Annotated in this window: 11 protein-coding genes; 4 read left to right on the forward strand and 7 right to left on the reverse strand. The window is 59.3% G+C overall.

The features are described from left to right. Positions 1–29: 29 nt before the first annotated feature. Entirely contained in the window at positions 30–1,028 is a 999-nt protein-coding gene (gene csaB / locus Mhypo_RS07725) for a polysaccharide pyruvyl transferase CsaB (protein ID WP_119340725.1), read from the forward strand. A 6-nt stretch (positions 1,029–1,034) separates the two neighbouring features. On the opposite strand, the gene Mhypo_RS07730 is transcribed toward csaB, so the two are convergent. Then, positions 1,035–2,600 carry an acyl-CoA carboxylase subunit beta gene (locus Mhypo_RS07730; RefSeq protein ID WP_119340726.1) on the reverse strand — a complete coding sequence of 522 codons (1,566 nt, stop codon included), beginning with the start codon at positions 2,598–2,600 and terminating at the stop codon, positions 1,035–1,037. 599 nt (positions 2,601–3,199) lie between these two features. Here Mhypo_RS07730 and Mhypo_RS18090 point away from each other — a divergent pair. The 3 genes from Mhypo_RS18090 to Mhypo_RS07745 all read left to right on the forward strand — a co-directional run bounded on the left by Mhypo_RS18090 (position 3,200) and on the right by Mhypo_RS07745 (position 6,059). Then, the gene (locus tag Mhypo_RS18090; protein ID WP_170148243.1) at positions 3,200–3,871 is read left to right on the forward strand and encodes a polysaccharide deacetylase family protein; all 672 of its coding nucleotides are present in this window, start codon (positions 3,200–3,202) and stop codon (positions 3,869–3,871) included. Between the two features lie 161 nt (positions 3,872–4,032). After that, positions 4,033–4,773, forward strand: a complete 741-nt coding sequence (locus Mhypo_RS07740; RefSeq protein ID WP_240637160.1) for a tetratricopeptide repeat protein — start codon at positions 4,033–4,035, stop codon at positions 4,771–4,773. Between the two features lie 50 nt (positions 4,774–4,823). Further along, entirely contained in the window at positions 4,824–6,059 is a 1,236-nt protein-coding gene (locus Mhypo_RS07745) for a S41 family peptidase (protein WP_170148244.1), read from the forward strand. Between the two features lie 40 nt (positions 6,060–6,099). Here Mhypo_RS07745 and Mhypo_RS07750 read toward each other — a convergent pair whose 3' ends face one another. The 6 genes from Mhypo_RS07750 to Mhypo_RS18340 all read right to left on the reverse strand — a co-directional run. After that, positions 6,100–6,594: a Rab family GTPase gene (locus Mhypo_RS07750; RefSeq protein WP_186814660.1), complete on the reverse strand. Its 495-nt coding sequence runs from the start codon at positions 6,592–6,594 to the stop codon at positions 6,100–6,102. Between the two features lie 133 nt (positions 6,595–6,727). Then, positions 6,728–8,038: an OmpA family protein gene (locus tag Mhypo_RS07755; RefSeq protein WP_119340730.1), complete on the reverse strand. Its 1,311-nt coding sequence runs from the start codon at positions 8,036–8,038 to the stop codon at positions 6,728–6,730. A 58-nt stretch (positions 8,039–8,096) separates the two neighbouring features. Continuing rightward, entirely contained in the window at positions 8,097–8,582 is a 486-nt protein-coding gene (locus tag Mhypo_RS07760) for a hypothetical protein (protein ID WP_119340731.1), read from the reverse strand. Between the two features lie 55 nt (positions 8,583–8,637). After that, a complete protein-coding gene (locus Mhypo_RS07765; RefSeq protein ID WP_119340732.1) occupies positions 8,638–9,093 on the reverse strand; it encodes a cupin domain-containing protein in 456 nt (151 codons plus the stop codon). 15 nt (positions 9,094–9,108) lie between these two features. Further along, positions 9,109–10,206 carry a RuBisCO large subunit C-terminal-like domain-containing protein gene (locus tag Mhypo_RS07770; protein WP_119340733.1) on the reverse strand — a complete coding sequence of 366 codons (1,098 nt, stop codon included), beginning with the start codon at positions 10,204–10,206 and terminating at the stop codon, positions 9,109–9,111. Positions 10,207–10,533: 327 nt separating this feature from the next. Then, a partial coding sequence (locus Mhypo_RS18340) for a hypothetical protein (protein WP_420845998.1) occupies positions 10,534–10,796 on the reverse strand: 263 nt, incomplete at its 5' end.

Here is a 10,796-nt window from a genome sequence, read left to right on the forward strand (position 1 = left end):
CCAAGATATAAAAAGCCTGGAGGGTATTCATGCGGGTGGGGGTCAGCGGGTATTACGGTTTTCAGAATGCGGGCGACGAGGCCATCCTCGAGGCCATCGTGCATGAGGTCAAAGCCCGTGGTCACGAGGCCGTGGTGTTCTCCAACAACCCCGACGAAACCGCCCAGCGCTACGGGGTTGAGGCCGTCAAGCGCACCCAGCCGCTGGAAGTCTGGAAGGCCCTGGGCACGCTGGATTTGCTCTTGTCGGGCGGGGGGGGCTTGCTACAGGACAAGACCTCGAGCCTGAGCCTGTGGTACTACCTGTCCATAATGGGCCTGGCCCGCCGCCGGGGCAATCCGGTGTATGTGTTCAACCAGTCCCTGGGGCCCCTCAGCAAGCGGGGTGAGCAGCGGGTAAGGCGGGCCTTACGTGGGGTGACGTGCTTCTTCCGCGATGAAGGCTCGCTCGAGTATGGGCGCAGACTAGGGCTCGAGGTTCACCTGGGGGCCGACCCGGCCCTCCTGCTGGCCCCTCCACCGGTAGAGCGCGAGCCCAATATGGTGGTGTTGGTACCCAAATACGGCACCGAGGAGGCCAACGCCAGCCTGCACAAGCTGGCCGATCGGCTACGGGTGGAAGGCCTGGAGGTGGTTGTCCTGGCCCTGCAACCGGGCTTCGACGAGCCGGTGCTGGAAAAATTCAGCAGCTTCACCCGCGAGCTGGCCTGGGATCCGCGCCGGGTGAGCTACCTGCTGGCCCAGGCAGGCTACGTGGTCTCGGTGCGCCTGCATGGGGCCATTCTGGCGGCGGCTGCCGGAACCCCCTTTGCCGGCATCGCCTACGACCCCAAGGTGGCCGGTTTTTGCCGCGATGCTGGAGCGGTGTATGTGGACATGCCCGGCGACCCCGACCTGCTGGCCTCGGCGGTGCTTACACAACGCCAGCCCAACTGGAGTGCCATCGAAACCATGAAAACCCGCGCCCGCAGCAGCTTTGATTGGGTTTTGTCGGCCCGTCCCCAGGGGCGAATGCAGCGCTCGAGATAGCAGCTTCTACAGCGGGATATTCCCGTGCTTCTTATAAGGCCGTTCTTCTTGTTTGGTAGAGAGCATCTCGAGGTGCTGGATCAAAAGCCGCCGGGTCTCGGCAGGGTCAATTACATCGTCAATATAGCCCCGTCCAGCCGCTACGTAGGGGTTGTCGAAGGCTTTTTTGTATTCATTAATTTTGGCCTGGCGGGTAGCGGCGGGGTCAGGCGAGGACTGAATTTCCTTTCGGTAGATGATGTTGGCGGCCCCCTCAGCGCCCATCACGGCCACTGCTGAGGTAGGCCAGGCCAGCACCACATCCGCGCCCATGTCGCGGGAGTTCATGGCCAGGTAGGCCCCGCCATAGCTCTTGCGGGTGATCAGGGTAATCTTGGGGACGGTGGCTTCGGCATAGGCGTAGAGCATTTTGGCCCCGTGGCGGATGATGCCCTGATGTTCCTGGGCCACGCCGGGCAAGAAGCCGGTTACATCTACCAGGGTCAGGATGGGAATGTTGAAGCTGTCGCAGGTGCGAATAAAGCGGGCGGCCTTGTCCGAGGCGTTGATATCCAGCGCACCAGCCATGTAGCGCGGGTTGTTGGCCACAATCCCGATGCTCTGGCCGCCCAGGTGGGCAAAGCCCACGATAATGTTCTTGGCAAAGTTGGTGTGGAGCTCCAGAAACTTGCCTTCATCCACAATGGTTTCGATCACCTGGTGCATGTTGTAGGGGCGTCGGGGGTCGGGGTGTACTTGATCCAATAGTTCGGGGGTTTTGCGGTTCTTGGGATCGCCATTCTCGATAATGGGTGGCTTTTCCCTGGCATTTTGCGGGAGGTAAACCAGCAGTTGTTTGATGGTGTCCAGCACCCCCTGGTCACCCTCGCACTCGAGGTGAGCCACCCCTGACTTGGCGGTGTGAACCTCCGAACCCCCCAGTTGCTCGAAGGTAACTTCCTCGCGGGTCACGCTCTTGATGACCTCCGGCCCGGTAATAAACATGTAGCTATTGCCCTTGCTCATCAGCACGAAGTCGGTGATGGCCGGGCTGTACACCGCCCCGCCCGCACAGGGCCCCAGAATCGCCGAGATTTGCGGCACCACGCCCGAGTAGATGGCATTACGGTAAAACACCTCGCCATAGCCCGAAAGACTGTCCACGCCTTCCTGGATGCGGGCTCCCGCCGAGTCGTTGAGGCCGATCACCGGAGCGCCCACCTTTACGGCCATATCCATCGCGTGGGCAATCTTCCGTCCGTGGGTCTTGCCCAGGCTCCCGCCCAGCACGGTAAAATCCTGACTAAAGACGAAAACTGTGCGTCCGCCTATCTTGCCGTATCCCGTAATGACGCCGTCGGCAGGTGCTTGTATACCGTGCATCAGCTCGGTCTCGGTGGGTTCGGCAAAAGGTTGCAGTTCGACGAAGGTACCCTCGTCGAGCAAATACTGAATGCGCTCACGGGCGGTCATTTTGCCCGCCTCGTGCTGCTTTTTGATTCGCTCTGGCCCACCGCCCGCCTCGATATGTTTGCGTCGCTCTTCCATCTCGGCCAGCAGCTCTTCCATCCAAGCCCGCGTATTGTCTGCCATAGCGTTTGTATCTTACCAATGCATTTTGGTGTCATTCGTACTTGCTAGCTTTGCAATAACTGGACCGACTCTAAAAAAGGCACCTGGCCATGTCAAGCTCACGGCTCCAAAAGCCGATAACTGCAACACGCCGAGCAGCGAACTGTGGAACCGCTGGGGTGGCAAAACAGTAAAAATGACAACCGCACCGTTCTAATGGCAAATGCGTGCAATAATTAATTCGGGTGGCTCGTAAACGCAAAACCAAGCCCAAGGCCCACTACAAGCCGTGGCTGGCCCTGTTTCTTGCGGTGGTGGTGGTGTTGCAAATGGGTTATTTTAGCGGGGCTATTCCGGTTCTCCAACCGACAGAGGCAGCAGCGTCCGGGACTGCTCAGAGCCCTCTGGTTCCATCTACCCCGGCTGAAGCCCAACCAACGCCTGCGGTGGAGCCGAAACCCAACCCCAGCCCTCCTGTCCAAAAGCCTTCAAGCAGGGTACTGGAGGAAACGCCGATTGCCCCACCAGGCCAGGACCCCCTTCCAGAAGCCTTGGAGCAGTCAGGACAGCCTCCGGCGCCCGTCTCGAGGCCTGCCCCCAACCCTCAACCCCAGCCTTTGATGGCAAAGAAATCCCATCAATCTGCCTCGCCTTATACCGGGGTGGTGCGCCGGGTTGTGCCCGTGGGGGAAGAAAAACTGGTTGCCCTTACCTTTGACGATGGCCCCTGGCCCGACACCGTGGCGGTGTTGGAGGTGTTGCGGCAGTATGGTGCGAAGGCCACCTTTTTCTGGGTGGGGCTGCACCTGCAAAGGCGTCCTGAGATTGCCCAGCAGGTAGTGGTGGAAGGCCACGCCATCGGCAACCATACCTGGAGCCACCGCAACACCCCCATGACCCCAGAGGAAGCCGGAGAGGAAATAGAGCGCACAGCAGCTCTTATCGCGCATACCACGGGCCTCACCACCTCCTTATTCCGGCCTCCTGGGGGCCGCCTGCACAATGGTCTGGCCGATTATGCCTTGCAGCAGGGATATACGGTGGTGCAGTGGTCGGTATTGGGCAAGGATACCGAGGTTCTCGAGGCAGAGTCCATTGTGGAAAACGTACTTCACAACGTCCAGCCCGGCAGCATTGTCTTGTTGCACGATGGTGGGGGGGATCGCCGTAAAACGGTGGAGGCCTTGCACACCATTCTGCCAGCCTTGCAAGCCCAGGGGTATCGGTTTGTGACCGTGCCGGAATTGTTGGCGTTGAACCAGGCCGCTATTCCAAAAGCACCTTCGCACTGAGAGCGGTTTCTTCGAGAACTTACTCCAGATGCCAGGTGCTTGCACCAGTAGTGCTTGCACCAGTAGTGCGGTTTTTGCCGTGCCGGGTCGTGGGAACGGTGATTTCGGCAGTGGGCTCTTTTCTCACCCGCCTGCGTGCAATAGGCTGTTGAATCAATAAGATGGAAGAACTTGACCAGGTTATCCGTTTGGGGCGCTATGAGGAAGCTCGAGGCCGAATTCTAGCTGGGGAAGAGGGAAATGCCGATGGGCTAGCGGTGCTGCTGGAGTTGCGTGACTGGCTACGGCTAAAGGAGTATGACAAGGCCCAGAAGCTCCTGGAACAGGATGGCGATCTGATCGCAGGCTACCTGGATGTTTCTCAGGCTAAGGCGGCCATAGAAGCATTTGACCTGGAAGATGAAAACAAAATTGCTGCCTACCTCGACCACCCCCACCTGGGCGCAGAGGCCTGGGCTGCGCTGGGGCTATTGCGCATTCGCAGCGGCAATCGGGAAGAGGCCAGACAGGCTTTTGATAGGGCCCTGCTGGCCGACCCCGGCCACTACCGGGTCAAGACCAACCTGGCCAACCTGACCCTCGAGGCCGGCCAGACCGACGAAGCCATTCGCATGTATGAAGAGGTGCTGAAACTCAATCCCGAGTATGCCCTGGCGCATCACAACCTGGGCGCGGCCTACCGCAAAAAAGGCCAGATTGACAAATCGGTTTACCACATTAAACGCGGCCAGCGCTTGCAGATGCAGCCTGCGGCCCGCCCGCCTCGCTCCATAATCCCGGGTGCTTCAGCTCCGCTGCCCCAGCCCGAACGCCGCCCCTTCCTGGGCAGCTTTGGCAACCGCTGGTGGCTCTGGCTGCTGGTGATTGTGGTGGTGTATTTGCTGCTGAACCGCCAACCCTGAGGTGTGTTCACCGTTTCCATGTAGAGTCTTGCTACATTACTGCCATGTGTATGCGCCCGGTGGTTCTGGCTTTTGTGCTGTTGATTCAGCTGGTCCGGGCCTCGCCGGCCAGCGATTTGCTGCAACAGGCAATAGGTGAGTTGCGAACCCACTACTATGGCTACAGCGTGGTGGATTGGGATGCTCTGGCCGAGCAGTCTGGGCGCGAGTTGGCGCAGGCCTGCACGGGTCAGCCGCAGTGTGGGGTTGAGGAAGCGGCCCGGATTATTGCTCGTCTGGTGCGTAATATTGGCGATGGGCACACCTTCTATCTGAGCCGGGAGCGCTACCAGCAAATTCTGGCAAGGTTTGCAGGAAAGCCCGACTCCAGACCCGTATACGGCATCACCATCCCGGCTTATGCCGATGGGCGGGTGCTGATTAGTGAGGTGCTTCCTCAGAGTGCCGCCGACCTGGCGGGGGTGCGCCCTTATGACCGTGTGGAGGCAGTCAATGGAATGCCGCTTACCGGCCTGGAAGATTTCAGAGCCCGCATCAATACCGACCAGCCCGTGCGCCTGACGCTTTTGCGTGGGGAAGAGCGTTTGCAACTTACCCTGAGCCGCCAACCCTATAGCTTGCCGGTGCTGCCTACCCTGTACGCCCCCGGGGGATTGCCAGAGGGGGTGCTGGTGCTGCGCATCCCCGACTTTGCGGTCTACCAGCAGATTGGCCCCAGGGTGCACCAGCTTGTATTGGAAGCCCAGGCCAGGGGTGCCAGAGCGCTCATTGTAGATTTACGGGACAACTCGGGTGGGGAAGAGACTGAATGCTCGAGTGCCCCGGGTGCTTTTGTGGGCAATTTTGCTCTGGAAATGCGTACTAAAAGCGTTGCAGTACCTTTTGGATATGCCGACGGAGCAGTGCTGGGCAACGACCCCAAAGACCCCAACCCACCCTATCGTCTGAACCAAGCTGCTCGTTTCACCGGGCAGGTAGCGGTCCTGGTAAGCCCCGGAACAGCCTCTTGTGGCGAGATTATGGCCTATGTACTCCAGCAGTTTGGCGGCATCAAGGTGATTGGTCAGCGCACAGCAGGTGTGATGAACACCGCTACGGAGTTCTGGCCGCTGGCGGATGGCTCGGCGATTGCCATTACCTATATCCGTACTTTCAAGGCCAATGGCGAGGCCTTGCCGGCGTTTGTCACCCCCGATGTTGAGATGGCCTACGAACCCGAAGCCATTGCCCGTACCGGGCGCGATGCCATGCTGGAGAAAGCCCTCGAGGTCATGGGCATCCGCTAAGCGCCTCCAGGGTATGTTGGTCTTTCATACCCCCGGGCTCTCAAGATTGCTCCAGCATTCGTTTGGCAAGGGACTCGAAGCTTTCCTCCACTCCCTCACCCGTTTTGGCGCTGGTGTAGCGGATATCCCAGCCGCTGGCTCGAAGATCGTTTAGCTGGGCTTCGCTCACGGCCCAGGGCAGGTCGCGTTTATTGAGCATCAGGATGAAGGGAACCGGCCCCAGCACCTCCTGGGCGCGCTGCTGAATGCTCTGGGCGACCTCGAGGGTCTCGGAGCGGGTGCCATCGGCAACCAGCAAGTAGCCCGAACTACCGCGTAAGTAAAACGGTTGCACCCGCTGGAACTGGTCTTCACCATAGAGATCCCATAGCACCAGGCTGACTTCCTGATGTCCTACCGTGACCACTTTCTTATCTATTTTGACCCCCACGGTGGTCTGATATTTTTCTGAAAAAATGCCGTGCACATACCGTGCGACCAGGCTGGTTTTGCCCACGGCGAATGCGCCCAGCATGCAGATTTTTTTCTGAATCACCAGTTGGCCCCCTGTCCTTCATCGATTGAAGCTGAACAGCAAATGCATTTGAATAGAGGCTTCACAATGGTGAGTGCAGTCTACGGTTGCAGGTGCAATGGGCGCAAGGGGCGGGCCTGGCAGAATATTGCCATCATCTGCGGAGCGGCTCGAGCACAAGCTGGCTGGCATCGAGCTGCTCCACCCCCAGCAAAGGGGCCAGGTTGCGCAGACGGCTGAGCCAGGCCCAGGTGCTGCGGCCCGAGACCACCAGCACCTCATCGCGCCAGGCCAGCCGCACCGTGCTGGGGGTGTCCAGGCGCTCCTGCACCCGCCTGAGCACCATCTCGGGCTCGAGGGACTGGTAGGGCTGCCAGGTAGCCCGGAGCTGCTCGGGGCGAAGGGGAAGGCCCTTTAGCAGGGTCTGGGGGTCGGCGGCCAGGGGGTCACGCAGGCCGCGCACTTCGTAGCGGCGAGGTGCCTCGGTGACCACAAGGCCAGGGGTTTGGGAAAGGCGCTCGAGGTAGCTCTGCCAGGCTCGCTGAGCCTGGAAATTGTTCCAACTCCACCAGCCCAGCCCAGCCAAAAATACGCCCACAATGAGCAAAACCGCATAAGGGCGGCGGCTCTCCGGGCGCTTGTACCGGGTTTCCAGCAAGGCTTCCAGCATTGGGTGAACATCGGCAAAAACCTGATTATCACCTGAATAGCGCCGCAGTTCCTCGGCAAAACGGGTGTGAATTTCCGAAAGGGTGTCCTGTAAGCGCCCCTGTAGCTCCGGGGGTGGATTACCGCGAACTACCGCTGCCAGGATGGCCTGAGCGCTCTGCTCGACCACCAGCACCCGCTCACCAAAGTTCACCGTGTTGAGCCCGGCCTCGGGGTCGAAGGAGTCCCGCACAAAATCGCCGATGGCCGTGAGCATGCCCGAGACCAGAGCGCCGTCCTGGACATTGACCCCTTCGGCTACCTGATGGGCCAGCAACAGCCCGCTGTCCCGCTGGATGAGCAGCACCTGCTCCACCCGGTACAAGAGGGTGTGCGAGAGCACCACCTCGGCAAAACTCTTGCCGGTAGAGAGGGCCTCGAGCCGCCAACGCAACCCCTGAATACTAAAAACCTGGTCGAGGGTCTGGTTAAGGCTCTGGGTCAGCGAGGCAAACAGGCTGGCCACCGCCCGGCGAATGGCCGGCAGCAAGACAGGAAATAAAATTTCCACCAGCAGCTTGGGGTTGCGCCGCACCAGCCGCACAAAGGTTTCTTCCAGAATCGGGTTCAGGGCGTACTGTACCGATTTATCTGCGTGGGCCCGCCGAACCAGGGCCTCGGGGAGCACCTTAGCGACCTGCTCCTCCCAGAGCCTGGGGTTTTGCAACTCCTCCAGGGCTTGCTGCTCGGGCTCGAGCAACAATCTTCGCAGCGCCTCGAGGTCGTCTTGGGGGGAGGGGGGAGTGGGGTGGGCCATGACTGGAGCGGGGCAGGGTAGAGAGGGAGAAACCTACATCTCCAAAGCCCTAAGCGCTTTACTCCTTCCGCAACTTTTCGGCCAGGCCAACCAGCAAGTTGGCCAAAGTAGCGCGGTCGGTTTTGTGCAGGCGCAACTCGTCTATAGCGGCCTGAAGACTTGCGGCCAGGTGGTCGAGCTTCTTATGTAGCTCCTTGCCTTGATCCTTCAGGTCGGCCCGCATTTCTTTCATCTGTGAGGCCAGTTTGCCCTCCAGGTTGTCCACCGCAGTATCCAGGCTGCCCTGCAATGAATGGTCGGCGATCTGCCGTTCCTCAGCCTCCTGCTGCAAAAGTCCCACCAAGCGGTTTTCCAGCGTCGCGATTCGATCCAGCAGGCTCTGGTTCATCTGCCCTGCATTCTCCTGAACACGCTGTTCCAGTCCCTGAAGCTTGCGCTCAAACTCCTGCATCTGCTGCCCAAACAAAATCGAGCGAATTTGCTCGAGGTGGGCATCGGGGTTCTCAGCCCCCTTAGTTTCTTCAAATACACCTCTTTTCGACATGCCATCACCTTATCACAAGCTTTTCTCAAGCCTTTCCCAGTTAGACAAGCTTCGTTCATATCCGAATAAAAGTGGCTACCTGGGGGTTTTGTCGTAAAGTTTGCAGGTCTTCGGGGCCCGGCAACTGAGGCCGGTCGCGCTCGGCATTTACCAGGCACAAGAAGCCCAGGGGCTCATGCTCGGTAGCGCGGAATTGATGCCAGGTAAGGGGCGGCACGGTAATCAGGTCGTGCAGACCAATCGGATGCACCTCGTCCCCCACCAGGCAAGCCCCCCGCCCCCGGATGACCATCACGGCGTGCACGTGTTGGTGGCGCTCGAGGGTGGTGTGTCCCCCCGGTGCAACCTCAAAGTAGCGCCACTGGGCGGCCAGGTGGGGGTCGTCAAACAGCACCTGGCGGGTTACGTTTTTGAAAGGCGCTGCTTCCTCGGATTTGTAGGCCAGCACCTCCACATCCTCCCAGGTGTAGTTCTGGAAAGCCCGCTTGGTTTTGGCTCGAGTGACCGCCATGGTCCCATTCTACCGCTATATTTTGCCCACGCTGGCCGCCACTTTCTGTACGAAAGCCTGGGTACGTTCCAGCAAACTGTCCCCTGCTGCCAGCAGATTGCCCCCGATCAGCAACATGGAGTCAGTCCCATAAAAACCCACCATCTCTTCCACTCGCTCCACCGTCATACCCCCAGCCGGAACCGGCAGGGTGGGGCGGAGATGTCCCCAAGGAACCCGGGCAGCCTGGGCCAGGTTCATGCAGGTCTCGGTGCTGTAGGCAAATCGCCCGCCGTAGTTGGGGAAAATGGTGGCATCGGCCCCCAGCAACCTGAACAGCTTACCCAGCATCAGGGGCGGGGCTATCCGATGGCCCGCAAAGGCGGGGTGGGCCAGCACGGCCATCTTCAGGTCTTGCACCAGCTCGGCAAAGGCCGGAAGCCCGAGGAGCATTGGGGCTACCAGCACCACCTGAACCCCTGCCTGCTTGGCGGTTTGCAGGCGCTCGAGCAGGGTTTTGGGGCCACCTGTCAGCATGGGGGCATACAGGGTGTGGCCTCCGGTTTGTGCGTTGGCCTCTGCAATGGCTTTTTGAATGATGGGAACCCGCTCGGCAAAGGGCGCGTAGGGCTGGTTGGTAAGGCCGTGGTCGTCCTTGACGATGTCTATGCCCCCCAGTGCAAAGGTACGGGCCAGTTCGGCCAGTTGGGTAGGGGAGAGTCCCTGCGGCTTGAGGGCGGTGCAGGTAAGGGGCCGGTCATGTACCTGGGTAAGCTGGCGCAACCCGACAATCCCAAAGCGAGGCCCAGCAAACGCCGAAAGAAGTTCGGAGGGCAGGTTCAGGTCTACCAGCTCTACGTCTTCTTGCAACGCACAGTTGCCAAACAACACGTTAAGCAAGCCTGCGGTTTCAAAAGCCGTGGTCTGGCCCGCAAAGCGCAAAACGACCCGGTAATAGCCTTTTTCAGCTTCCTGGATGGAGACTACCTGGGCCAGCACCTCGCGCAGAACCTCCGGCTGACGCACGGCAGAGGGGGGCATCTCGATGCTTTGTTCGATGGCCAGGGCTTCGGCCCTGGCCCCAATCTGGTCAGGGGTAGATTCGATATGGTAGGTGGCCTCGAGCCCTTGCATGCCAGCCGATTCTAAGTGATTCCCGCAGCTATTGTAGGTTACGGCCAACCATTCCTCACTCAGGGATTTTGCCCAGCACGCAATGGTTACGAAAGGCCATTTGGCAGATTTATATCAGATTCGGTTGATTCGTTACCGAACGGTAACGAATCAACAGGGCCGAAGTTATCCGCGTAGCGGAGGGCGATACTGCCCCTTGGAAGGGAGACGCTTTCTTCGCCGACCGTTCGGGAGGGGTGTGCTCTAGGATTCAAAAAGACAGTGTGTTTGTTTTTATAAACCAAGAGATTGAACTGTAGTGAAAAGTAGTAAAAAAAGGGCATAAAGTCAGACTGAAAGGGCAGGGAGTACGGTCAGTAGCTGGGATTTGAGGGTTTTTGCGGCATTGTGCTGTGCTGTCCGCCAAGAAAGATCTGGATGTAGTTGTTTTTGCTGTCGAATAAGGTGTAGGGCCTCGATGGCCAGGTCAGCATGTTTGAGTTGAGTAGCATAGGAACGAGAGAGGCATTTGGATAAACCCAGGTTCTGTTTGAGCAGGCGATGCACCCGCTCCAGATCCCAACGAGCTTTCCAGGCGGCAAGGACTTCTT

The organism is Meiothermus hypogaeus, assembly GCF_003574035.1.
GTDB classification, from domain to species: Bacteria; Deinococcota; Deinococci; order Deinococcales; family Thermaceae; genus Meiothermus; species Meiothermus hypogaeus.